The sequence below is a fragment of the Rhodococcus sp. NPDC003318 genome (assembly GCF_042879035.1).
Classification (GTDB): Bacteria; Actinomycetota; Actinomycetes; order Mycobacteriales; family Mycobacteriaceae; genus Rhodococcus_G.
On sequence record NZ_JBIAOU010000007.1, the window covers coordinates 1 to 21,237 of the forward strand.

The 21,237-nt window shown below is 69.1% G+C and carries 27 protein-coding genes and 1 tRNA gene; 5 read left to right on the top strand and 23 right to left on the bottom strand.

Annotation, left to right across the window (positions count from 1 at the left end; translation table 11 throughout):
- Positions 1-263: 263 nt before the first annotated feature.
- From tgt to ACFYVR_RS13425, 4 genes are all read right to left on the bottom strand, one after another.
- Positions 264-1,529 (bottom strand): tRNA guanosine(34) transglycosylase Tgt, encoded by a 1,266-nt coding sequence (gene tgt, locus ACFYVR_RS13410; protein ID WP_387473709.1) that lies wholly within the window; start codon positions 1,527-1,529, stop codon positions 264-266.
- Positions 1,526-3,433, bottom strand: coding sequence for an ABC transporter ATP-binding protein (locus ACFYVR_RS13415; RefSeq protein WP_387474213.1), 1,908 nt, complete (start codon positions 3,431-3,433; stop codon positions 1,526-1,528). Before ACFYVR_RS13415 ends, tgt begins: the two co-directional genes overlap by 4 nt.
- A 5-nt stretch (positions 3,434-3,438) precedes the next feature.
- Positions 3,439-5,172, bottom strand: a complete 1,734-nt coding sequence (locus ACFYVR_RS13420; RefSeq protein WP_387473711.1) for an ABC transporter ATP-binding protein — start codon at positions 5,170-5,172, stop codon at positions 3,439-3,441.
- A 69-nt stretch (positions 5,173-5,241) separates the two neighbouring features.
- Positions 5,242-5,697, bottom strand: coding sequence for an RrF2 family transcriptional regulator (locus tag ACFYVR_RS13425; RefSeq protein WP_387473713.1), 456 nt, complete (start codon positions 5,695-5,697; stop codon positions 5,242-5,244).
- Between the two features lie 277 nt (positions 5,698-5,974).
- Between ACFYVR_RS13425 and ACFYVR_RS13430 the strand changes: the two genes are divergently transcribed.
- Complete coding sequence (locus ACFYVR_RS13430; RefSeq protein WP_387474215.1) at positions 5,975-6,997, top strand: LLM class flavin-dependent oxidoreductase; 1,023 nt, start codon at positions 5,975-5,977, stop codon at positions 6,995-6,997.
- Here the strand turns inward: ACFYVR_RS13430 and ACFYVR_RS13435 are convergent.
- The 3 genes from ACFYVR_RS13435 to ACFYVR_RS13445 are packed head-to-tail and all read right to left on the bottom strand — an operon-like array spanning position 6,963 to position 9,348.
- The gene (locus ACFYVR_RS13435) at positions 6,963-7,328 is read right to left on the bottom strand and encodes a hypothetical protein (RefSeq protein ID WP_387473715.1); all 366 of its coding nucleotides are present in this window, start codon (positions 7,326-7,328) and stop codon (positions 6,963-6,965) included. The two genes, ACFYVR_RS13430 and ACFYVR_RS13435, sit on opposite strands and share 35 nt — an antisense overlap.
- Positions 7,329-7,360: 32 nt before the next feature.
- Positions 7,361-9,046, bottom strand: coding sequence for an alpha/beta hydrolase (locus ACFYVR_RS13440; protein WP_387473717.1), 1,686 nt, complete (start codon positions 9,044-9,046; stop codon positions 7,361-7,363).
- Entirely contained in the window at positions 9,043-9,348 is a 306-nt protein-coding gene (locus ACFYVR_RS13445) for a hypothetical protein (protein ID WP_387473720.1), read from the bottom strand. Before ACFYVR_RS13445 ends, ACFYVR_RS13440 begins: the two co-directional genes overlap by 4 nt.
- Positions 9,349-9,520: 172 nt before the next feature.
- Here ACFYVR_RS13445 and ACFYVR_RS13450 point away from each other — a divergent pair, with 172 nt between their 5' ends.
- Positions 9,521-10,558 (top strand): sterol desaturase family protein, encoded by a 1,038-nt coding sequence (locus ACFYVR_RS13450; protein ID WP_387473722.1) that lies wholly within the window; start codon positions 9,521-9,523, stop codon positions 10,556-10,558.
- A 38-nt stretch (positions 10,559-10,596) separates the two neighbouring features.
- On the opposite strand, the gene ACFYVR_RS13455 is transcribed toward ACFYVR_RS13450, so the two are convergent.
- The gene (locus ACFYVR_RS13455) at positions 10,597-11,283 is read right to left on the bottom strand and encodes a YceI family protein (protein ID WP_387473724.1); all 687 of its coding nucleotides are present in this window, start codon (positions 11,281-11,283) and stop codon (positions 10,597-10,599) included.
- Between the two features lie 427 nt (positions 11,284-11,710).
- Between ACFYVR_RS13455 and ACFYVR_RS13460 the strand changes: the two genes are divergently transcribed.
- Positions 11,711-12,418 (top strand): TIGR02391 family protein, encoded by a 708-nt coding sequence (locus ACFYVR_RS13460; RefSeq protein WP_387473727.1) that lies wholly within the window; start codon positions 11,711-11,713, stop codon positions 12,416-12,418.
- 261 nt (positions 12,419-12,679) lie between these two features.
- Here the strand turns inward: ACFYVR_RS13460 and ACFYVR_RS13465 are convergent, their stop codons facing one another.
- From ACFYVR_RS13465 to ACFYVR_RS13525, 13 genes are all read right to left on the bottom strand, one after another.
- Complete coding sequence (locus ACFYVR_RS13465; protein ID WP_387473728.1) at positions 12,680-12,853, bottom strand: hypothetical protein; 174 nt, start codon at positions 12,851-12,853, stop codon at positions 12,680-12,682.
- 95 nt (positions 12,854-12,948) lie between these two features.
- On the bottom strand, positions 12,949-13,854 hold the full coding sequence (locus ACFYVR_RS13470; protein ID WP_387473731.1) for a major capsid protein: 906 nt from the start codon (positions 13,852-13,854) through the stop codon (positions 12,949-12,951).
- 2 nt (positions 13,855-13,856) lie between these two features.
- Positions 13,857-14,261, bottom strand: coding sequence for a hypothetical protein (locus ACFYVR_RS13475; RefSeq protein ID WP_387473733.1), 405 nt, complete (start codon positions 14,259-14,261; stop codon positions 13,857-13,859).
- Entirely contained in the window at positions 14,254-14,550 is a 297-nt protein-coding gene (locus ACFYVR_RS13480) for a hypothetical protein (RefSeq protein ID WP_387473736.1), read from the bottom strand. Before ACFYVR_RS13480 ends, ACFYVR_RS13475 begins: the two co-directional genes overlap by 8 nt.
- Positions 14,551-14,699: 149 nt before the next feature.
- Positions 14,700-15,068, bottom strand: a complete 369-nt coding sequence (locus ACFYVR_RS13485; RefSeq protein WP_387473739.1) for a hypothetical protein — start codon at positions 15,066-15,068, stop codon at positions 14,700-14,702.
- Positions 15,065-15,226: a hypothetical protein gene (locus tag ACFYVR_RS13490; RefSeq protein WP_387473742.1), complete on the bottom strand. Its 162-nt coding sequence runs from the start codon at positions 15,224-15,226 to the stop codon at positions 15,065-15,067. The genes ACFYVR_RS13485 and ACFYVR_RS13490 overlap by 4 nt, the downstream gene beginning before the upstream one ends.
- Complete coding sequence (locus ACFYVR_RS13495) at positions 15,226-15,420, bottom strand: hypothetical protein (RefSeq protein WP_387473745.1); 195 nt, start codon at positions 15,418-15,420, stop codon at positions 15,226-15,228. The genes ACFYVR_RS13490 and ACFYVR_RS13495 overlap by 1 nt, the downstream gene beginning before the upstream one ends.
- Complete coding sequence (locus tag ACFYVR_RS13500) at positions 15,417-15,674, bottom strand: hypothetical protein (protein ID WP_387473747.1); 258 nt, start codon at positions 15,672-15,674, stop codon at positions 15,417-15,419. Before ACFYVR_RS13500 ends, ACFYVR_RS13495 begins: the two co-directional genes overlap by 4 nt.
- Positions 15,671-15,910 carry a hypothetical protein gene (locus tag ACFYVR_RS13505; RefSeq protein WP_387473750.1) on the bottom strand — a complete coding sequence of 80 codons (240 nt, stop codon included), beginning with the start codon at positions 15,908-15,910 and terminating at the stop codon, positions 15,671-15,673. The genes ACFYVR_RS13500 and ACFYVR_RS13505 overlap by 4 nt, the downstream gene beginning before the upstream one ends.
- Positions 15,911-16,004: 94 nt before the next feature.
- A complete protein-coding gene (locus ACFYVR_RS13510) occupies positions 16,005-17,207 on the bottom strand; it encodes a DUF3631 domain-containing protein (protein ID WP_387473753.1) in 1,203 nt (400 codons plus the stop codon).
- A complete protein-coding gene (locus tag ACFYVR_RS13515) occupies positions 17,204-17,716 on the bottom strand; it encodes a hypothetical protein (protein WP_387473756.1) in 513 nt (170 codons plus the stop codon). Before ACFYVR_RS13515 ends, ACFYVR_RS13510 begins: the two co-directional genes overlap by 4 nt.
- A 122-nt stretch (positions 17,717-17,838) precedes the next feature.
- Entirely contained in the window at positions 17,839-18,354 is a 516-nt protein-coding gene (locus ACFYVR_RS13520; protein ID WP_387473759.1) for a hypothetical protein, read from the bottom strand.
- Positions 18,355-18,551: 197 nt separating this feature from the next.
- Entirely contained in the window at positions 18,552-18,758 is a 207-nt protein-coding gene (locus tag ACFYVR_RS13525) for a helix-turn-helix transcriptional regulator (RefSeq protein ID WP_387473761.1), read from the bottom strand.
- 140 nt (positions 18,759-18,898) lie between these two features.
- On the opposite strand from ACFYVR_RS13525, the gene ACFYVR_RS13530 reads away from it, so the two are divergent.
- Complete coding sequence (locus ACFYVR_RS13530) at positions 18,899-19,429, top strand: hypothetical protein (protein WP_387473763.1); 531 nt, start codon at positions 18,899-18,901, stop codon at positions 19,427-19,429.
- Positions 19,430-19,432: 3 nt separating this feature from the next.
- Positions 19,433-20,578, top strand: coding sequence for a tyrosine-type recombinase/integrase (locus tag ACFYVR_RS13535; protein WP_387473766.1), 1,146 nt, complete (start codon positions 19,433-19,435; stop codon positions 20,576-20,578).
- Positions 20,579-20,632: 54 nt separating this feature from the next.
- Here ACFYVR_RS13535 and ACFYVR_RS13540 read toward each other — a convergent pair.
- Positions 20,633-20,723: transfer RNA gene (locus tag ACFYVR_RS13540), tRNA-Ser, on the bottom strand.
- A 33-nt stretch (positions 20,724-20,756) separates the two neighbouring features.
- The gene (locus ACFYVR_RS13545; protein WP_387474217.1) at positions 20,757-21,209 is read right to left on the bottom strand and encodes a nucleoside deaminase; all 453 of its coding nucleotides are present in this window, start codon (positions 21,207-21,209) and stop codon (positions 20,757-20,759) included.
- Positions 21,210-21,237 lie beyond the last annotated feature (28 nt).

Genomic DNA, 21,237 nt, shown 5'->3' on the forward strand with positions numbered 1-21,237 from the left:
AAGCTCGACGGCTTGAGCCCGGTCACATACCGGGCCCAAGCCCTCGCCGCCTAGGCTTCCGATTACCCAGTCCAACTTCCGGGGACCAGTTCACGTGCGGTCAGATCGCACGAAGGGCACCTTCAGCCGGAAAGGGTGGGACGGCAGCGCGCGACGGTCGACGGCATCGCCCCATCGGCCCCGGCACCTCCCCGCGGGCTGAAGGCCCCCTTCATGCGGTTCACCCGCACGAAGGGGGCCTTCAGCCCGAAAGAGAGTGACGATCAGGCGCGGGCGGTGGCGTAGAAGCTGCTCAGGGTCTGCGCCCGCAGCTCGTCGAAGTAGCCGCCGTCGATACTGTCGCGGATCCGGTCGACGAGGCGGATGGTGAACCGCTCGTTGTGGATGGTCGCCAGCGTGGACGCGAGCATCTCCTTCGCCTTGAACAGGTGGTGCAGGTACGCCCGCGAGTAGTTGCGGCAGGTGTAGCAGTCGCAGTTCTCGTCGATCGGGTTGAAGTCCCGTTTGAAGCGGCTGGTGTTGACGTTGAACCGGCCGTTCTCGGTGTACATCGCGGCGTTGCGGGCGACCCGGGACGGGTTGACGCAGTCGAACGTGTCGGCGCCGTTCTCGACCGCGGTGAACAGGTCGTCCGGTTCGCTGATGCCGAGCAGGTGCCGCGGCTTGTGCTCGGGCAACTCCTCGTTGCACCAGCGGACGATGGTCCCGAGATTCTGCTTCTCCAGCGCGCCACCGATGCCGTACCCGTCGAACCCGCGTCCGGTCTCCCCGACGATCGACTCCAGCCCGCGGCACGCCTGCCTGCGCAGGTCCTCGTACTGCGCGCCCTGCACCACACCGAACAGCGCCTGGTAGGGCCGGTGCCGCCGCTCCGCGGTCAGACGCTCGTGCTCGGCGATGCACCGCACCGCCCACGCCTGCGTCCGCTGCACCGACTCCTCCTGGTAGGCGCGGGTGTTGAACAGCGTCGTCAGCTCGTCGAACGCGAAGATGATGTCCGCGCCGAGCCGGTGCTGGATGGCCATGGAGATCTCCGGCGTGAACCGGTGCCGCGACCCGTCGCGGTGCGACTTGAAGGTCACCCCGTCGTCGTCGACGTGCGCGAGCCGTTCCTTGCCCGCGGCGATGACGTCGTCGGACTGGACGCCGACGGCCTCCATCGCGAGGACCTTCTTGAACCCGACTCCCAGGGACATCACCTGGAAACCACCGCTGTCGGTGAACGTCGGGCCGGACCAGTTCATGAACCGGCCCAGGCCACCCGCCTCGTCGACGATGTCCGGACCCGGCTGCAGGTACAGGTGGTAGGCGTTGGCGAGCACCGCCTGCGCACCCGCCTCGCGGATCGTCTCCGGGAGCACCGCCTTGACGGTGGCGTTGGTGCCGACCGCGATGAACGCGGGGGTGGCGATGTCACCGTGCGGGGTGTGGATGGTGCCGGTGCGCCCCAACTGTCCGGGGATTCTGGTGCGGACCGTGAAGAAGGGGTCGTTCGGGGCAGGCACGGCGGTCCCGTCGCTCCCGTTCACGCCTGCACCTGCGCCGGTCCGGCGAACTGGCTGTGGTACAGGTCCGCGTACGCCTCGCCGTGTTCGAGCAGCTCCTCGTGCGTGCCCTGTTCGACGATGCGTCCGTCCTGCATCACCACGATCAGGTCCGCGTCGCGGATGGTCGAGAGCCGGTGCGCGATGACGAAGCTGGTGCGGTCGCTACGGAGCGCCGCGGTCGCGTGCTGGACGAGCAGTTCGGTACGGGTGTCGACCGAGCTGGTCGCCTCGTCGAGGATCAGGATCGACGGCTGCGCGATGAACGCCCGCGCGATGGTGATGAGCTGCTTCTCACCGGCGCTGACGTTGTTGCCCTCCTCGTCGATGACGGTGTCGTAGCCGTCGGGCAGGGTCCGCACGAACCGGTCGACGTGGCTCATCCGCGCCGCCCCGAGGATCTGTTCCTCGGTTGCCCCGGCCAGCCCGTAGGCGATGTTGTCGCGGATCGTGCCGCCGAACAGCCAGGTGTCCTGCAGCACCATCCCGATCCGCGACCGCAGGTCGTCGCGGGTCATCGTGGCGATGTCGACGCCGTCGAGCAGGATCCGGCCCGAGTTGATCTCGTAGAACCGCATGACCAGGTTCACCAGCGTCGTCTTGCCGGCTCCGGTGGGCCCGACGATCGCGACCATCTGCCCGGGCCGGGCGAGCAGGTTCAGGTCCTCGATCAGCGGTTCGTCGTCCTTGTACCGGAACGACACGTCCTGGAACTCGACCAGCCCCCGCTTGGACGGCGGGCCGGCGGCCGGCTCCGGGTCGGCGCTCTGCTCGTCCTCGTCGAGGAGGGCGAAGACCCGCTCCGCGGACGCGACACCCGACTGCATCAGGTTCATCATCGAGCTGACCTGCGTGAGCGGTTGGGTGAACTGCCGCGAGTACTGGATGAACGCCTGCACGTCACCGAGGGACATCGACCCCGACGCCACCCGCATGCCGCCGATCACGGCGATGGCGACGAAGTTCAGGTTCCCGAGGAACATCACCGCGGGCTGGACCAGACCGGAGATCAGCTGCGCCTTGAAACCCGATTCGTACAGGTTGTTGTTCTTCTCGTCGAACGCCGCGCGGACCTCGCGCTGGCGGCCGAAGACCTTGACCAGCTCGTGCCCGGTGTAGGCCTCCTCGATCTGCGCGTTCAACAGGCCGATGGTCTGCCACTGCGCGATGAAGTGCTTCTGCGACCGCTTCGCGATCACCGTCGTCACCGCGATGGAGGCGGGCACGACCAGCACGGTGATCAGCGCCAGCAGCCACGAGATCCACACCATCATGCCGAGGATGCCGATCACGGTCAGCAGGGCCGTCAGCAGCTGGCTGATCGTCTGGTTCACCGTCTGTGCGACGTTGTCGATGTCGTTGGTGACGCGGGAGAGCACGTCGCCGCGCGGGTTGGTGTCGAAGTACCTGAGCGGCAGCCGGTGGATCTTGGCCTCGACGTCGGCGCGCAGCTGCTTGATCGTGCCCTGGACGATCCGGTTGAGCAGGAACGCCTGCAGCCACGCGAACAGCGCCGCCAGCAGGTACAGGCCGAGGACGAGCGCCAGCACCTGACCGAGAGCGGTGAAGTCGACGCCGGCGCCCGGGGTCACGTCCATGCCGGACACCATGTCCGCGAACGTGTCCTGGCCCTGCGTGCGCAGGGCGGCGACGGCCTCGTCCTTCGTCATGCCCGCGGGCAGCTGCTTGCCGATGACACCGTCGAAGATGATGTTCGTGGCGTGACCCATGACCTTCGGGCCGACGACGGTGAACACGACGCTGATCGTCGCCAGCAGGAGCACCACGACCAGCGCGACCTTGTGCGGCGCGAGCCGCCGCAGCAGCCGTCGCATGGACGGCCCGAAGTGCATCGGTTTCTTCGACGCCGCGGCGCCGCCTGCGATCATGGCACTCACGACGCCTCCTGCGCGGTGAACTGGGAGGCGACGATCTCCGCGTAGGTGGGGCAGGTCTCGAGCAGTTGCTCGTGCGTTCCCGTCCCGACGATCCGGCCGTCGTCGAGCACGATGATCTGGTCGGCGTCGATGATCGTCGACACGCGCTGCGCGACGACGATCACGCAGGCGTCGCGGGTGACGGGGCGCAGCGCCTCCCGCAGTCGGGCGTCGGTCCGCAGGTCGAGCGCGGAGAACGAGTCGTCGAAGAGGTAGATCTCGGGGGCCCGCACCAGCGCTCGCGCGATCGCGATGCGCTGCCGCTGACCGCCGGACAGGTTGGTGCCGCCCTGCGCGACGGGGGTGTCGAGGCCCTGCGGTGCGGCGCGCACGAAGTCCGCGGCCTGCGCGACCTCGAGGGATCGCCACAGCTGCGCGTCGGTGGCTTCGGGCCGGCCGTACCGCAGGTTGGTGGCGATGGTGCCGGAGAACAGGTACGGCTTCTGCGGCACCAGGCCGATCGAGGCCCGCAGTCGTTCCGGGTCGACGGAACGGACGTCCGCGGCGCCGACCCGGACCTGGCCTGCGGTGACGTCGATCAACCTCGGGATCAGGTTCAGCAGGGTCGTCTTCCCGGAGCCGGTGCCGCCGATGATCGCCGTCGTCATGCCCGGTTCGGCGAGGAAGTTGAGGTCGTACAGGACCGGGGCGTCGGCGCCGGGGTAGGAGAAGGTCGCGTCGCGCATCTCGACGATGCCGCGCTCACGCCACGACTCGAGCTGCCATTCCGGGGCCTGCACGGACGGTTCGGTGTCGAGGACTTCGGTGATGCGTTCGGCACAGACCGAGGCGCGGGGCAGCAGCACCGTCATGACGGTGACCATCATCACCGACATCAGGATCAGCATGATGTACGACAGGACGGCGGTCAGCGCACCGATCTCCATCTGCCCGTCGTTGATCAGGTGCGCGCCGAACCACAGCACCGAGATGCTGGTGACGTTCGCGATCAGCATCACCGCGGGACCCATGAAGGCCATCAGCTTGCCGACCTTGAGCGCGACGTCGACCAGGCTGTCGTTGGCCTCGCCGAACCGCTCGATCTCGTGACGCTCTCGCACGAAGGCGCGGACCACGCGGATACCGGTGATCTGTTCGCGCAGCACCCGGTTGATCGCGTCGATCCGCACCTGCATCGACCGGAAGTGGGGAATCATCTTCCGGATCACCAGGAACATCGTCAGCGCGAGCACGGGCACCGCGACGGCGAGCACCCAGGCCAGGCCCTGCGACTCCCGGATCGACATCACGATGCCGCCGATGCACATGATCGGTGCGGCCACCAGAATCGTGCAGCTGATCACCACGACCATCTGGACCTGCGTGACGTCGTTCGTGTTGCGGGTGATCAGCGACGGCGCACCGAAGAAACCGACCTCGCGCGCCGAGAACTCTCCGACCTTGTACATCACGCCGGCCCGCAGGTCGCGTCCGAGTCCCATCGCGGCCCGGGCACCGAAGTACACGGCACCGATGCTGCACGCGATCTGCAGGCAGGTGATCAGCAGCATGACGCCGCCGGTGGAGAGCACGACCCCGGTGTCGCCCCGGGTGACGCCGTCGTCGATGATCGTGGCGTTGAGGCTCGGCAGGTACAGCGACGCCATCGTGGAGATGAACTGCAGCGCGATCACACCAGCAAGATCAGCCCGGTACGGCCGCAGGTATGTCCGCAGCAGTGAGTACAACATATTGAATGAGGCTACCAACCTGGCCGTTTGACGCCCGTCGGGCGCGCAATCAGCGAGCAATCAGGTAGGTCAGCGGCGACGCCAGGCCTGGGGGTCGGCGGTGAGTTCCTCGACGAAGCCCGGCAGGGCCCCGGACGCGATGTCGGCGACGCTGACGGACTCGAGCACGGCGCGCAGGTTCACGCGGACGGCGATCCACACGTCGCGCAGCGGTGCGGCCGCGCCACCGTACTCGACTTCCTCCGGCCGTTCGCCGCGGACGGAGGCGAGCGGCCCCTCCACCGCACGGATCACGTCGGCGACCGCGATGTCGGTGGCGGGGCGGGCCAGCCAGTAGCCGCCCTCCGGTCCGCGGCGGCTGTTGACCATCCCGGCGCGGCGCAGGTCGCCGAGGACCGCTTCGAGGAACTTGTGCGGGATCGTCTGGGCCGTGGCCAGGTGTTCGGCCTTGACCGGGGTGGCGCTCGCGGCGGCGATCTCGACGAGTGTTCGGACTGCGTAGTCGACCTTCGCAGTGATGTGCACCGCCAACTCCTCCCCGGTGCCCGACGTCTTCCGGCCCGGGATAAATTCCTACCACTTCAGTATGAAATGGGGCAAGCAGGGGTTTGACAGCGCAGGCACGCACTGCGAACCTGAACACATGTCCGACACCTTCGCGCTCACGGTCCGACGCCACGTCGACCTCCTGCGTGTCGCGGCCGATCTCTGTCGGTAGCGCCTGCCACCGACCCGATCACCCTTCCGCCCGACCGGACGCCCGGTCCCGCGGCCCTTCCCCGAAGGACACCCATGAGCGTCGATCTGCACTGGTTCCCTCGACTACCTCACGCAGGTCGCCCGCGCCGCGGAGTCCGCCGGCTTCACCGGCGTGCTCACCCCGACCGGGACGCACTGCGAGGACGCCTGGCTGACGACCGCCGCCCTGATCCCGCTGACCACGCGACTGAAGTTCCTCGTCGCGTTCCGACCGGGCGCGATCTCCCCGACCCTCGCCGCGCAGATGGCGTCGAGCTTCCAGCGGTTGTCGGGGGGCCGGTTGCTGCTCAACGTCGTGACCGGCGGCGATTCGGTCGAGCAGCAGCAGTTCGGCGACTGGCTGACCAAGGGCCAGCGGTACGGGCGCACCGCGGAATTCATGCAGGCCCTGCGCGGAGCGTGGGGTGACGCCCCGTTCGACTTCGACGGCGAGCACTACCGGCTGGCCGGCGCGACGACGTCCGCGCCGCCGAACCCGGTGCCGCCCTTGTACTTCGGCGGTTCCTCCGCGGCGGCGCTGCCGGTGGCGGGCGAACACGCCGATGTGTACCTCACCTGGGGGGAGCCGCCGGCCGCCGTCGCCGCGAAGATCGCCACGGTCCGCGAGCACGCCGAACGTGCCGGTCGCACAATACGATTCGAAATCCGGCTGCACGTGATCACCCGTGACACGTCCGCCGAGGCGTGGGCCGTGACCGACCGGATGCTCGCCGGCCTCGATCCCGACGCGATCGCCGACGCCGCGGCGCGGTTCGCGAACGCGGAGTCCGAGGGCCAGCGCCGGATGACCGCGCTGCACGGCGGCAGCACCGCGAACCTCGAGATCGCCCCGAACCTGTGGGCGGGCGTCGGTCTGGTGCGCGGCGGCGCGGGGACGGCGCTGGTCGGCAGCCACACCGAGGTCGCCGACCGGATCGCGGAGTACCACGCGCTCGGCATCGACGAGTTCGTGCTGTCCGGTTACCCGCACCTCGAGGAGGCGCTGTGGTTCGGGGAGGGCGTCCGTCCGATCCTCGCCCGCCGCGGCCTCCTCACCACCGAGGCCGCGGCGCGGCCTGTGCGGTAGGCGCCAGCGGATCCTGCAGGAACGACGGGGGTTGCCCCGCGGCGACCGGGCCGGTGGCCTCCCCGGCCGGGTCGAGCGCACCGGCCAGGTCGAATGCCCGCGCGACCATCGGGTCGTCGAGCAGCTCGGCGAGGACGCCCTCGGACTCGGCGCGGGCGCGCTCGCGGGCCCCGCGGTGCGCCTCGGCCACCAGGGCCGCGAGTCGGGCCGACCCGAGTCCGAGGGCCCGCTCGGCGATCTCCACGACGACGAGCCGGCCGTCGGCCGCGACACCGATCCGGACACCGCCGACCTCCGCGACCCCGCACACCCCGTCGAGTTCCCGCTGCATTCGGATCAGTCTGTGCGCCAGCGCTTCCCGGGTCACCACCGACCACCCGACAGCCGCTGCCGGAGGTCTCCGAGCGGCGCGCCGGGTATCCGGTCGCCGAGGCCGGCGTCGGTGCCCGCCACGATCCGCTCCGGCACGCCCCCGACCACGGCGGCGATGTTGTGGCGGCTGAGCGTCCCCGCGGCCAGGTACTCGCTGTGTCCCGTCGAGCCCTCGAGCCCACCGGCGGTGGCGGTGGACAGATTCGTGACGCCGCGCAGCCGGTTCGGGTCCCGGCCGTACGCGGCGAGGTCCGCGACCGCGTCGCCGGACGCCTCGGCCACGTAGACGTGACCGGGGCCGAGCCCGAGATCGTCGACGTGGTCGGTGCCGAGGCCCGGCGACCCGAAGAACACGGCGTCGTCGACACCGGTGTCGCCGCGCTGCAGCGCCAGGCCCGCCGTGGTGGATCCGTAGGAGTGACCCAGCGCGGTCAGGTGTACCCCGTCGGGCCGGGCGGCGACACCGCGGTAGAACGCGGCCAGGGCCGCCGCGCCGTCGCTCGCCGCCACCGCGCCGCCGAGGTCGACGAGGGCGTTGCGCAGCGAGTCGATCGGTCTCGCCGGATCCAGCTGCGGGGGAACGTAGTCCAGCCAGGCCACGACGGCGACCGATTCGTCGCCGCGCCCGGCGTCGGCGAGCTGGTCCCCGACCTCGCGGCGCAGGCCTCGGGCGTCGTCGACGTACCGCGGCAGGTCGAGGGCCGTCGAGTTCACTCCCGGGGTGAACACCGCGACGTGATCGGCCGTGTCGACGTCCCCGACCGCGACCGCTGCCCGCACCCGTTCCCCGCCCCGGTACACGAGCAGCCGCCCGTCCGGGTCGCCGATCGCGCGGGCCACCGCGTCCACACCGGCGAGACGAGCACGAAGCGCGAGGAGGTCGGGACGCACCTCGGGACGGCCCCAGTCGAACACCCACGGGTCCTGGGCGGCGCGGTCGATGAGCAGTTCGAGACTCCGGACGTCGGCGGCCAGCTGCGCCCGGTTCGCCGCGTCGCGGACGGCCGCGGGAATGCCGTCGAGGTTGCCGATCCACCCGGGGTGCTCGGCGAGCACCCGGTGCCGCTGGTCCTCGGACAGTGCCGCCCAGTAGTGGGCGTTGTCCGCGGGCGTCGCACCCGGCTCCGGCGGCGTCAGATCGTGCGGTGACGCGGTCAGCGCCCCTGCGGCGAGGCCGACGGCCGCTGCCGTGGCCCGGTCGGCCGCGTCGACCGCGTCGAGCGCCGCGGTCAGCCGGGCCTCGCACACCCGCGCCTGCTCCGCGAGCGCCGCGCGAAGCAGCGCGGCCGGGAGGGGTCCGCCGATCCACGGCACCGGCGGCGGGGCGACGCGTCCGGCATCGGTCACGACGAGACCGAGACCGTCGGTGGTGTCCCGGAACACCGCGAGCGCCACCGTGCGGGCCGAGCCGATCGACTCCGCACCCGACCGCAGCTCCCGCGCGAGCTCCGCGAGCCCCCCGGACCAGGCCGTCGCCGAACGCAGTTCGGCCTCCGCTGCGGCGAGCGCACGGTCGGCCGCCGCCCCCGTCCACGAGCCGGTGGCCCGCCGGGTCCGCTCGTGGGCCGCGGTGACGGCGTCGAGGTGTTCGGCGGCTGCCACGTCGAGGGCGTCGGCGCCGCCGGCCAGGGCCGTCGGATTCCACTCCAGCAGCCGGGTCAGGGTCGGCCTCGTCACCGATCACCGCCGAGCCGGTCGAGCTGGCGGGACAGTTTTCGCGCCACCGCCGCGTCGGTGTCCGCGTACGCGACCGCCGACCGCGCGGTCGCCCCGGCCATCGACCGGATGCGCCCGGCCGTCTCCGCGACGGCCCGTGCCACGGCGTCCGGCAGCGGCGCGAGGACCGCAGCCGTGTCCGACCCGGGCATCGCGGCGAGCGCGTCCGTCACCGCGGTCTCCGGGCCGGATCGGCCGACCCGTTCGGCGGCCACGCCCAACTCGGCCGACAACGCGACCAGCGCGTCCACGTCGACACTCATCTCCCCCGGCATCCGCTCCCCCTTCGCCGCCCCTGTCCGCACCCTAACGACGTCGCACCGCTGGTCAGCGGTCATGCACAGGGCTTGTCCCCAGGGGAACCGGGCGCCGGGTTGCTGCGTCCGGTCGGGTCCGGGTCTGGATCGCGGGTGGGGCGGGGTCCACACTGCTTGCATGCTCTCGGTGCCCGAACTGTGGAACGCGCTGCCGCAGCCGCTACGCGACCCGGTCGCGCTCGCGATCCCGTTCTTCCTGCTGTTCCTCGTGCTGGAGTGGACGGCGGCGCGGTACCTCGCGGACCCCGAGGCCGACGACGCGGGCCGCACCCACCCGCCGTCGGGCGGCTACGAACGACGCGACGCGCGGGCGAGCATCTCGATGGGGTTGGTCTCGGTCGCGACGAGCGCGGCGTGGAAGGCGCTCGCGCTGGTCGGGTACGCCGCGATCTACGCCTACCTCGCGCCGTGGCACCTGCCGGTGGACGCCTGGTACACGTGGGTGATCCTGATCGTCGGGGTCGACTTCCTCTTCTACTGGTATCACCGGATCGCCCACCGGGTGCGGGTCGTCTGGGCAACCCACCAGGCCCACCATTCGAGCGAGTACTTCAACTTCGCGACCGCGCTGCGCCAGAAGTGGAACAACAGCGGCGAGATCGTCATGTGGATCCCGTTGCCGCTCATCGGCATTCCGCCGTGGATGGTGTTCGTCGGGTTCTCCGTGAACCTCGTCTACCAGTTCTTCGTACACACCGAGCACGTCGACCGCCTGCCCCGACCGGTCGAGTTCGTGTTCAACACACCGTCGCACCACCGGGTGCACCACGGCTGCGACCCGGAGTACCTCGACAGGAACTACGCCGGGATCCTCATCGTCTGGGACCGGATGTTCGGCACGTATCGCGAGGAGACGCACCATCCCACCTACGGGCTCATCAAGCCGGTCGGCACCTACAACATCCTCGCCCTGCAGGGCCGCGAGTACGCGGCGATCGGCCGGGACGTGCGCGCGGCGCGCACGTGGCGTGAACGGTTCGGCTATGTCTTCGGTCCGCCCGGGTGGGCCCCCGCCGCCGACACCGCGCCGGCGGGGCGCCCAGGGTGTTTCTCCCGATTCCTCTCGGATGCACCTGGCGAATCAATCGTCGTCCGGGAAGGCGGAGCCGACACCGCGGTCCGGCGGCCGACGACGACGCAGCCGGCCGGCGGTTGAGCGCCAGGGGCGCCGACAACGGATTCGAGAGAGATGCCCTAACTCTTCTGGAGGCTGACCAGGAAGTCGACGGTGCCGGTCGGGTCGACGGTGACGAACCCGAGCGACGGCGGCGTGACGCCGTAGTCGGTGAACGTCACCGGGATGGAACCCGACGCGATCAGGTCGGTGCCGGACCGCAGCACCTCGATGTCGACGGTGACGGGACGCTCCGCGCCCTTGAGGGTCAGCGTGCCCGTCGCGGCGACGGTGCCGGTGGTGCCGTCGGCGGGGACCGACGACAGGTCGACGGGGCCGTCGAGTTTGAAGGTCGCGGTCGGGAACTGCCCGGTGTTCATCACGTTGAGGGCGAACTGGGCGTCGCGGCGGCCGCTGTCGGTCGCGATCTTGCCGACCTGCACGGTGACCTCACCGGCGGTGAGCTTGTCGTCCTCGATGGTCGCCGAGCCGCTGACCTCGGAGGTCGAGCCGACGACGGTGACGCTGGCCCCGTTCAGGATCTCGTGCACGGTGTAGCCGGCCGCCGTCGTGTTCGGGTCGGAGCCGGGCACGACGGTCCACTGCCCGTCGATGTCGCCCTCGGCGGCCTGCGCGCCCTCCGTGGACACGGTCGCGGCCGGGGCGTCGTCCTCGGCAATCCAGTTTCCGTACACCCACGGCCCGGCCACCAGGGCCAGCACCGCAACCACGACGATTCCACCGACGATCCACCAGCGTTTGGTCATGCGAACCAGGCTAGTTGAGCTTTCAAGACCGTGGGGGTGGTAGAAATCCGCGCCGGGCCTGGACAGGGCCAGGGCCGCCAGCCCCGTGAGCGATATCGCGATGAAAGCCTTGGTCACGGCCACCACGGCTACCAGACCCGGGCGAGGATGCGCCCGCGAACGAGAAAACTCCCCACCTGCGTACAGGTGGGGAGCTTCGTGGCGGTGGCGGAGGGATTTGAACCCTTCCGTCCCTCCTGGTCAGGCGGTCAATATGGGCTTGACCTGCAGAATCACATGCCTGCACGTCACGCCCAATAACCCCGAATTGAGACCAGGTGTGCCCAAAATGTGCCCACAGCATGCACCCGGCGCGTCTGCGTCCGTACCAGGAAGTTTCTCGCTCTACGCTGCTGGCGATCTACTCCAACAGAAGGGCAGCAACCGAATGGTCATTCCCGCCATGAACATGCGCTCGACGCGGATGACGTTGAAGCGAGTGGTCGACGGCCAGGTAACCGAACAGCCCATTGACGGAATCGACCTCAGCAAGGACGGCCTGACGTTCAGCGTCGACGCGGATGTGCTTGTCGGCGACATCGTCAGCTACAAGCTCCCAAGCGGACGAGTGAAGTCGATGAGAATCACGGAGGTTCATGTACTCCAAAGCCCGTTCCAGGGCGGACCGAACCTCGACCACACGAAGGCCGAGTACGTCGAGGGTGATCTGCCACCGTTGAACCCCCCGAAGCGGATCGACCTGCCTGGCCTCCACCCAGCAGTCTCAGCGGCCAGCGGATCGAAGTTCGCCCAGCGGCAGTACGGCAACGCTGTCTTCGACGCCTTCAAGGCGGTCGAGCATCGGGTCCAGACCTTGACCGGTGAAAGCGCCTCTGGAAAGCCCCTGATGTCCTCGGTCTTCAGCGAGAAGGGTCCGACGCTGGACATCACCACGAGCGACGCGGGCGATCGACAGCGGCAGGATCAGATCGAGGGCTACAAGTTCCTGTTCATGGGTGCGACGCTCGGGCTGCGGAACCCGCAGGGGCACGGAGGCGAGATCACGTTCGACGAGCAGGAAGCGCTGGAGGCTCTCGCTCTCGCGAGCCTGCTCATGCGATCACTCGATCGTGCGGAATCGCGACTCACGATGTAGCGACTCACCCCCTGAGCATTTCCCCAGGGGAGAGAGATTTGTGGACTACCGCGGAGGAGTCTCGGTGCCCCTCCCCTCGATTTTCTGGGGGTCGGTGAACGCGGAAGCACCCCGGTCTCGTGGTGAGGCCGGGGCGCTTCGTGTGGGTGGCGCTGGTCGGGTCTGTGCGGGGCCAGAAAGGTTTCCCTGCTCGCCGGCCATCCAGTCCCCTGCACCGCCCCTGCAAGGTCGCGGTCGGGGTGAGGTTGACGCCTGGTCGCCCTACTGGGCGAGGTTCCTCGGGGGCCGGCCGAACAGCTGCTCGTAGATGTCGGTGACAGCGTTGATGTCGGTGACAGCGTTCCGGCTCTCGGCCTGCGATTCATCGGCGAGCCGGTGTGCCTCGTTGTCGATCCGCCTGCGCCGGTCGGCGAGGTCGAGGGACTCGGCGACCATGCGCTCAATCTCGTCGGCTTCGCACTTGACTGCGGCGACTGCGCGGAAGGAGTCAGCCTTGCGTCCCCGGATCACTCCAATGATCTGCCTCCGCATCATGCCTCCGGATCGACGTTGAGGCCGGTGATCTTGCGGACCGCGCCGGGTGTGGTGACCGCGAAGGCCGGCACCGCGTAGGACTGGATCCACGTCGACCGGTGGTGACGGTCGTCGATGGTCTCGGTCATCAGGGGCCGCTCGAATGCCACCTGGCCGGCCTTGCCTTCCTCGACGAGGTAGGCGGTGCCGTTGGTGACGAGCGTCGATGTGCGGACGCTGGTGATCCCTGCGCTGGCGAGGGCCGCGGCGAGTCCTTCGCCGTAGCCGATCTTCAACGCGGCTTCCTGCTGCGGGTGGCAGACGAGGACGTTGAGGGTGCCGATACCGAGGTCGTCGACGCGGGCGAGGAGGTTCGCGCGGGCGAAGTCGGCGGTCGGGCGCTTCGTGGACGGCGTCAGCTCCGCTTCGGGGCCGGCGGTGACGAGGCCGTCCCAGTAGTTGCCGGGCACCCCGGCGATCGAGTGCCTTGTCAGCGCGGCGTCGATCGCTGCGATGGCGATCTGGTCGATCTTCTTGGTGAGGGTGTTTGCCTGCTGGATCAGCTTGTTGCCGAGGGTGATGGTGTGGCTGCGGTCACGTTCCTCGTCGAGGATCTGCACCTTCGAGCCCCAGTCCTGCGGGGTGGCGAGGTCGAACGTGGTCTCCCCGTCGGTGACGACGTACTCGGCGCCAGGGCTACGCTCCGCGACGTCGCTGATGGTGAAGTTCGACCCGTTCAGCAGTACCGAGTAGACGAGCCCTCCACCCTGGATGGTGGAGACCGAGGTGCCGAAGAAGGCAGGCATCACCAGTCGGTCAGCGGTGAGTTGCGCGAGAACGGCATTCAGCGCGGCCGGCGACTTGAGAAGCGCGGACACGGTCAGTTGGTTGCTGCTGATGCTGGGGACGAGGGGGGTTGGCATGATCAGCTCCTGTCGGGCCGGCAGGCCCGGTAGTCGTCGAGTGCGGTGGTGGGGATCCACCAGCGCCGGTGGCGCCAGGTCGCTTGGAGTCGTCCGGTTCGGCATAGGTAGCGCACGCCGTCGGCGGTGATCCCGAGCGTCCCGGCCGCGGTGACTGTGTCGACCACCGCGTCCTGTTTCACACCCAACAGGTCACCGGGCGCATGTACTTCGGTGCTCGCGTCGGCGCGAATGTTGGCGTGAGTGGCGAGGTCTCGGCGGATTTGCGCGATCCGCGGCGCGAGTTGGGATCCGCTGCGGCCAGCGAGCTGGTTGAGGACGTCGAGGGCGGCGACCACCTCGGCCGCAGCCGCGCGGGATAGCACCACACCCGCCACCGCGGCGACATCACCGTCCGGATCAGTCACCGCTACCGTCCTCGCCGAGGTCGTCGAGGCCGTGCTCGTGCTCGAACAGCGCCCACATGTGCGTGTCGAGCTGCGCGCCGCACGTCTCGGGATCAAGCCAGAGTGCAGGCGCCGCGGCCTCGCAGGCACGGAACACCGACAGCGGGTGAATCGGTCCGGTCCGCGCCACGCGGGAGGCGTCGTCGAGGCGGCCGTGAATCAAGTGCTGCACCCACTCGGCGGCGCGGCGTTCGTCGGCGATGGGAACGTATCCGGTTCGGTCCGGGTCGGGATCGGGATGGTCGGGCATGGTGGGAGGTCCTTCCGAGCGGGGTACGCGGTCGGCGCGTACGTGCGGGTCGAGGGGCGTTTTCGCCCCAGATTTCGGGGGCCGTACAAAAAAAGATGTGGACTACCGCGGAGGAGTCTCGGTGGGGGGTGCCTCGATTTTTCTGGGGGTCAGGGGGTGAGGTCGGGCCAGGGCATCGCGCGGTGGCCGAGGAGTCGTGCGGACTCGTCGTCCTTGGCGGACGGTGGGGGTCGAACGCCGGTTACCGCAGGCCGTAGGTGGTCGCGGGAGCCGTCGCCGCGCTCGCGGTTGCACACGCTGTGCAGCAGGCGATCTGCGCGGGTGCCACCGCGTGAGCGGGCGAGGGTGTGGTCCGCCTCGAGTGGCTGGCCGTCCGGGTTCATGTCGGGTTGGCGGCGAAGTGGCTGCGAGCACCACCAGCACGGCGTGCCGTCGACCAACGCGCGCAGGAGTCGTTCGCGTTGTTGACGGTGGGCGTAGCCGAGTCCTCGTGCTGCTGCGCTCTTGTTGGGGGTCACAGGTTCTCCTCGGTGGCATCGATGAGAGCGTCGGCGAGTTGTCGGGCTGCGGCGTTGCTCAGGGTGAAGGTGAGGCCGGCGACTTCGAGTCGGATCGGGCGTCGTGGGTTGTCGACTCGGGTGATGCGGGCCTGATGGTTGGACGGCTGCAGTCGCATCAGTCGTCCTCGCCTGTCAGGGTTCGGATGCGCGCGTTGAGTGTGGCGACCTCGTCGAGCATTTCGTTGTGAAGTTCGCGGGCCTGTTCGAGCGTGAGGTCGGCGAAGTTGCAGCCGCGGCGTTCTCGGGTGAGGAGGTCGAGTTGTCGGCGCTCCGGAAGGGTGAGGTTGCCGAGGTGGTCGGGGGCGATCATGCGGTCTCCTGGTGTGGGCGGGCGGCGAGGGAGTCGGGGCAGCGGGTGGTGTGTGGGCAGCCGCGGCAGAGTCGTTCGGCTGCGATCTGCGCGACGGTGGCGTCTGCCTCGGGTTCGGGGTGCAGCGCCGCATCGAACAGTCGGTGCTGTCGGCGGCACGCGGCGTGCTCGAGGTTCGGGCAGTCGTTGAGGATCGCGGCGAGCAGGGAGACCGGGCCGGGTTCGTGCCGGCCTCCGCTGCTGCGTCGCGTCACTGCCTGTCCCTCGCCTCGAGAAGGCGGGTCGGGTCGAGGTTTCCGAGAAGGTGTCGCAGATCGCGCCGGAACAGCTCGGCGACCTCCTCGGCTGAGTCGCGGTCGAAGTAGGTGCCGTCGACTTTGAGCACGACGTCGAACGCTCCACTCTCGACCTCCACCACGCCGACCGCGAGCCAGTCGCGGCGCGAGTCGAGGAAGTCGTCGGCGGTGACATAGGCGCCTTTGTCGGGCATGGTGCGGTCCTCTCGGGGTCGCGGTCGGGTGGTAGCCGTAACCGGGGTAACTTCGGCAACTTGCCTGGTCAGGTGGTTACGGACAATTTCGTGGTTACGCTTCATCCGTAACCCCGTTCTGATCCGTAACCGCTCTGAGCTGCGGAGTTACGGCGGTTTCGCTGGTTACGGGTACCGATGGGTCCGCGGGTAGGTAACGCGTCCACGCATCGTGGAATCCGGTCGCCCCGGTCGCCGCGTAGCCCTTCGCCGGAGTGCCGTCGGGCATCTTCTGCGTCTTCGACCGGATGCCATACGGCTTGAGCAACCGGGCCAGCGTTCGGGCGTCTATCTGCTTGCCGTGAAGGTCCTTCCACGGCGACTCCTCGAGGTCCCGCAGAGACAGCACCAACTCCTCGGTCTTGACCCGATCGCGGCCACCGAACACGCGCCGGCAGTCGGCGAGCAACTGCACCCCGATCGACAGCTCGGGCGGCTCGGCGTCGACGACGAAGTGACGGCACGCCGAGCGGGCGGTCCCGGGCCAGTGCCCGCCGGCGGCGTCGGCGATCGCCAGCAGCGCCTCCCACACCTCGGCTGGCCGGTCCTCGACACCGCGCGGCATCTCCGGTCGAGCCTCGGCCAGCTCGTCGGCGATGCTGCCCACCCACTCGGCGAGATCGGCCTGGATCGGGGCGGCCTGCGCGGCTGCGTCCCGTTCTCGGAACGGGTGCACCTTCTCCCCCGGTGCCCGCTTGCGCTTGTGGATCGTCACCGAGCGGGTGGTGATCGTCGCGGGCATGTTTCCCGCGAGACCGGCGAGTGCGACCGGCGCGAACACCGGGAACTCGCGCACCTTCATGTTCTTGCTGTCACCTTCGCAGCGGTCCACGGTCGCGCCGCGCTTGTAGCCGGCGTTCAGCAGTGCCCGCAGGTCCTCGGTCTGCGGTGCCGTGGTGCGGCCGAAGATCGCGTCGACCTCGTCGAAGAAGATCGTCGGCGGTAGCTGGTCCTCATCCGCTGCGGCCGAGATGCGCCGGTAGAGCGCGGCCGTCGTCGCCGAGATGGTCATCTTCGGGTTGTGGGCGAGCAGCGCCCCGAGCTCGAGGTCGCGGGTCTTGCCGGACCCCGGCTCGGGCGAGGAGAAGATGATCCGCGGGGTGACGTAGAACGAATCCGATGCGTGGGTGTGGGCGATCCACAGCGCGTACGTCGGCGCGCAATGCTTGTCCGGGTACACCGAGTACCACCCGAGGAACGCGGTCACGTCGTCGAGGAGCCCAGCGCCCGGCGAGGGCTCGGTCAGGGCAGCGCTCACGCCTGCACCTCCCCCCGCAGCGCGGACAGCCGGGCCTCGTGCTCCCGCGCCGCCGAGCCCTCCCGGACGGACAGTGGCATCAGATCCGCTTCGGGCAGGTTCGCGGCCGCGTCGACGAGGGCCTTACCCCACGTCTCGAATCGGCGCCGATACGCCTGACCGACGACGATCGCGGCGTGGCAACGCAACTCGGTCTCAAGTCCCGTGCATCCGGCGGTCGTCGCGTCGAGAATCGCCTTCTTCGCGGGTCCATCGATGCAGCCGGCGCGGAGCAGCTCGGCCTGCACCGCGGCGGCGCTGTACTCGCGCCCGAACACGATGAGCGGGTTCATCGCCTCCCACACCTGAGCGGATCCGACGTCGTCGAAGTCGTCGGCGCGAATGTGGGGGACCAGCGGCCGCAGGACGTCGCGGTCGGCGGCGAACGCTGAACCGAGAAGCAGCGGTCCAGCTTCGGCGTTGGTGCTCGGTCGGATGAAACCTGTACTGCGGGAGAACGTGTCTACCATGGGGACTGCGTGTGGCATGTTCTGCCTTTCCGGGACCGGGAGCCTTCGGCGGGCTCCCGGTCCACACATTTCCGGTCGAGAGTGTGCAGCCCTCTCGGAATTACGTTGGAGCGTCGAGATATTCAGCCGCGGTGACCTCCGGGGTTGTCGGTGCGGGCGACGGTGACGAGCAGGAGAAGATCGCGGGCGAGTTGCTCGGCCTCGTCGAGGGCGAGTTCGACGGTCGATCCCTTGATCAGGCCGAGCTTGTTGTCCTCGCGTGCGGCGTATTTCGAGAACCGGACGATCGGCGCGGCCTCGGCGAGCCACTGGCGCAACTCGACCTCGAGGTGTGCCAGACGGAGACGCTCGGTGTTGTCGGTGAACTGCCCGAAGTGTCGGCGCAGCGGGATCACGATCTCCTCGGACCGCATCGTGGACTGGGCCGGCGCGGTGGAGTGGCTGTCCCATTCCGGCAGCGACCACGCGGGCCGCGGGTTCGGGAACAGGGACTTATCCTCCGCGTCGACGGTGGCGGCGGCCTGACTCTCGTCGACGCGGCGCTGGAACACGTCGAGCGCCGTCTCGCCGTCCTCGGTGAGGGTGTATCCGCACGATTCGGTTGAGGTGTCAGCGGTGGGGTGTACGGTGTCGTTCACGGACTCTGTTCCTTCCTGGGGGTTGGGCTGGTTCTCATTGCCCTCGGAAGTCGTTGCAGCGGCTCCGGGGGCGTTTTCGTTCTGGCGGGCCTCGATCTGGTCGGCTGTTGCCTCGTACACCAGCGCGAGCCGTGTATCGCCGAATCTCCGCGCGGCGGCCGCACCGCGGCGCAGCTCCTCCGGAGTCAGCTCGGACATCACACGACCGCCGGACGGTCGTCGGTGCGCTGCAAGGTGTTCGCGTCGGCCCATGCCATAACGTCCGCCCAGCGGTAGAGGACGCGGCGGCCGTGCTTGACGAACTTCGGACCGACACCGCGGTAACGATCGTTCGCGAGCTTGGCGACGCTGGTGCGGAGGAACTCGGCCACCTCGTCGGGTGTCGCGAGCGGGGACTCGGGCATCTGATCTCCTCAGGTAGCGGACTCGTGCCCTTGTTGAATCACTGGCACACTCAGACCATAACCAAGCTTGTGCCCTTCTTGCAATACCGGCACATGCACCGGTGCTGGAAAACCCGCGCACCGCCTGGCACCCTGAGCGCATGGCAACGGTGCAGCGGCTCGGCGACGAACACGGAAACCCAGACATCGAGGCGGCCCCCGGCCTGCTGGTTCACCATGAAGTGATCGTGGAAACTGAGGCCGGAGAAGGCGATATCCCGTATGCCGCGACTGTGAAGATTCGGCCCCGAAATGGCGTCTACGTAGTCGCGGAACTCACTGTCCGGCAAGGCGAGGACGGCCCGCCGATCCAGAGAGGCGAGCTGGCGAAATTCACACTGGAGAACTCTCTTCGGATCGCAGCGGACAGCGCCCGACGGGTCACGCCGAACGGACTGGTCGACCCACACGTGCGAGACGAGTTCTTCGACAGGATCAAGAGCGACGGACTCGCTGACGACGATCTACCCGAGCTGGCGTACGCCTACCGCTGGATCAGGCTTCAGGAAGGCCGGCCAACAACACTGCTCGCCGATGAGTTCGGGGTCACGACCGCGACAGTCAAACGTTGGCTCGGCAAGGCTGTGGCGGCTGGACACCTCACTCAGGACGAGCGAGCGAAGGCGCGGTGAACCGTGGCGACGATTGAGAGCTACTCGACGGCGGCCGGCAAGCGGTACATGGTCCGCTACCGAACACCGGACCGTGCGTCGACGAAGAAGCGCGGCTTCAAGACCAAACGCGACGCGGAAGCGTTCGCCGCGACGGTCGAGGTCGAGAAGCTCACCGGGTCCTACGTCGCACCGGCACTCGGCCGGATCACGGTCGAGGAACTGGCCCCCGACTGGCTGGCGCGCAAGGAATCGGACGTCGCGCCGTCGAACTACCGGACACTCGAGACTGCGTGGCGTGTCCACGTGCAACCGAGGTGGGGCCGCGCGCGGGTGGCAGACGTCGAGCTGGCGCGCGTCGAGCAGTGGATCGCGCAGATACAGCGCGACGAGACCGACGCGGACGGCGAGGTCATCAAGAAGGGTGCCGGCGCGACCGTCGTGATCCGGGCCTACGGGGTGCTCGCGGGCATCCTCGACGACGCGGTGAAGTCCCGGCGGCTCGCATCGAATCCCGCCCGCGGTGTCGAGAATCTGCCTCGGAAGCTGACGAAGCGGCACGTCTACCTGTCGGCGGAGGACGTCGGCAGGCTGGCGGACGAATCAGGTGCGCATCGGCCGCTGGTCCTCACCCTGGCCTACACCGGGCTTCGATGGGGCGAGCTGGTGGCGCTGAGGGTGCGCGACGTCGAGTTCCTGCGGCGCCGGCTCACGGTCCACGACAACGCGGTGCAGCTCGGCGTCGACCACGCCGTCGGCCGGACCAAGAGCAGGCGCACACGGTCGGTCCCCGTCCCCGAGTTCATCCTCGACGAGCTGTCGGTGCAGTGCCGCGGCAAAGGCCCGGACGACCTCGTGTTCCCCGGCCCGGATGGTTCGTATCTCCCCCGACCGAAGTCGGACGGCGGGTGGTTCGCCGGCGCGGTGAAGCGCGCCAAGGTGCAGGCGATCACCCCGCACGATCTGCGGCACACCACAGCCTCCCTGTCGGTGTCGGCCGGCGTCAACGTCCTCGCGCTCGCGCGGATGCTCGGGCACACGTCGGCGAAGGTCACCCTCGACACGTACGCAGACCTGTTCGACAGCGATCTCGACGCGGTCGCGAAGTCGCTCCATGCCCGGTACTCACCACCGCCTGTGCCCAAAGTGTGCCCAAACGGGACCGAGTAGACCGCCGTTGAGCAACAAAAAAGCCCCTCACCTGCAGTGCAGGCGAGGGGCTCTTGGCGGTGGCGGAGGGATTTGAACCCTCGGACGGGGGTTACCCGTCACACGCTTTCGAGGCGTGCTCCTTAGGCCGCTCGGACACGCCACCGCTGGTGACTTTACCCGACTCGGCGGCACAGAACTAAATCCGCTGGTCACCCAGCCGGTGGGTGCGGAAGAAGTCGTCGAGCAGGGCGGCGCAGTCGGCTTCGAGAACACCCCCGCGGACCTGCGGGCGGTGCGTGAGCCTGCGGTCACGCACGACGTCCCACAGCGATCCGACGGCACCGGTCTTCGGTTCCCAGGCGCCGAAGACCACCTTCGCGACCCGCGCGAGCACCAGTGCCCCCGCGCACATCGTGCACGGCTCCAGGGTGACCGCGAGCGTCGCGCCCTCGAGGCGCCAGCCGTCGCCGTGCACCCGCGCGGCGCGGCGCAGTGCCAGGATCTCGGCGTGCGCGGTCGGATCCCCCGACGCCTCGCGCGCGTTCGCCGCCCGCGCGAGCTCGACGCCCTCGGCGTCGAACACCACCGCCCCGACCGGGACGTCGTCGGGATCGGCCTCGCCGGCGGCGGCGATCGCGGCCCGCACCATCTCCTCGTCGCGGGCCCCGAGGGGCACG